At 57.5% G+C, this 1681-nt stretch carries 1 protein-coding gene and 1 tRNA gene; both read right to left on the bottom strand.

Annotation, left to right across the window (positions count from 1 at the left end):
* Positions 1-164: 164 nt before the first annotated feature.
* Complete coding sequence (locus NW819_RS09625; protein WP_414413599.1) at positions 165-1346, bottom strand: aldo/keto reductase; 1182 nt, start codon at positions 1344-1346, stop codon at positions 165-167.
* A gap of 168 nt (positions 1347-1514) precedes the next feature.
* Positions 1515-1588: transfer RNA gene (locus NW819_RS09620), tRNA-Asp, on the bottom strand.
* Between the last annotated feature and the right edge of the window lie 93 nt (positions 1589-1681).

Here is a 1681-nt window from a genome sequence, read left to right as displayed (position 1 = left end):
GTCAGGGTCGGGTAGTTTACACTCTAACACGAGCTACCCAAATGAGATAAGGAGCCGCTGGCGGGAGCTGACAACTCTTTTTTTCCTGCGGTTAAAGAGTAAACCTTGCCATATCATCTTCTCCACCGGATCTCGACCGTCAAACGGGGGGATCCCTGAGCAAGCTAGCTCTGAGATAGGCGCTTCACCTCAGCTCCAGAGAGCAGGCGATGGGCTTCTTGCAACAAAGCCGGGATCCGGTCGCGGTGGGGGCTGTGGATAAGATAAGGTCGCAGGGCTTCGGCATCCACTTTGTCTGCCCGCTGGCCGGGGAGCCAACTGCCGGCATTGCCCAACAGGTTGTAACGGCTCTTGGCATAGTCCACCAAGTCATAGGCCAAGACCAAATTGCGCAGCAGCAGAATAAACGGGATATTCACCTGTCCGGGGGTTTGGTCGTAGCGAGGCAGGCCCTGGTGCCAAGTTTTGGCGTAGTGCTCTCCCACCTTCTCGATCAAAGCTTGCTCTAGGCGGGCCAGGATCGGCGGCAACAGCTCATCAGCCCGATCCAATAACTCCACCGCCTGCAGGTGCTCATCAAAATCGCTGGGTCGGGCCGCCCCAATGCTGAGGGTGTGAACCTGGGGATGGGACAGACAGAACAGGTCGTTGAAGACCATCGGGCTGAGGGGTTGGCACAACTGCACCAGCTTGGCGGGCGGATCGTAAAGCTTGCCCCCCTTATCCGAGGGACTGATGATGAATACCCCCATATCCTGCTGAGCGGCGGCCTCAATGGCAGGCCAGTTGGTCTGGTTGACAAAATACCAGTGCAGGTTGACGTAATCGAAGCCCCCTGACCGTATGGCTTCCACGATCAACTCCGTCGGCCCATGGGTGGAGAAGCCGACAAAACGCACCCGCCCCTGCCGTACCAGGCGCTGACACACCTCCAGACACCCCCCTGGACGCAGGCTGTGCTCCAAGTCTTCCCAGGTATTCAACCCGTGGATGGCCAGCAGATCCACATAATCGAGGTTCAAGTAGCTCATCGATTGCTCGAACTTGGCCAGGAACTGCTGCGGGTCGGCGCTGGGGCCAATTTTCGTCTGCACAATCAGATCTTGCCGGGGAAAGAGCGGCAAAATGCGGCCCAACTGCATTTCAGAAGTGCCATAGCCGCGGGCAGTTTCGATGTGGTTGATGCCCACCTCCAAGGCCCGGCGAATCGTCGCCTCCAGGTTCTGCTGGCTTGCCGCTGGGATCCCTGACCAAGGAGTATCTTGCCAACTGTGTTGATAGCGCATGCCACCACAGCTCAGCACGGGCATAGACAGCTCGGTACGCCCAAATCTGCGATACTGCATGGTTTTTCCCCTGGACTAAGCCCCATTTTAGGGCGGGCTTTCCATACCCCACCGCCGAAACTTGAACCCTGAGCCGGCCGCATTGTGCAGCAGTCTCCACCAGAAATCAGATCAGTCTGGAGATATGAGGCTGCAGGGGAGCGACTAAGCTAGAGTGTTCTAGGAGTACGGGGCTGACGGGGCTCGAACCCGCAACTTCCGCCGTGACAGGGCGGTGCTCTAACCAATTGAACTACAGCCCCAATCGCTGCGAATATCTATTCTGGATGTGGACGAGGATTGTTGTCAATCATGGTGGTTAGTCTGGCAGCACAGGCCGCAACCCTTGTGGATAC

The sequence above is a fragment of the Synechococcus sp. R8-2 genome, assembly GCF_047461715.1.
Classification (GTDB): Bacteria; Cyanobacteriota; Cyanobacteriia; order Thermostichales; family Thermostichaceae; genus Thermostichus.
Note: the sequence above shows the minus strand (reverse complement) of the source record. Positions and strands in the feature narration are given on the sequence as shown.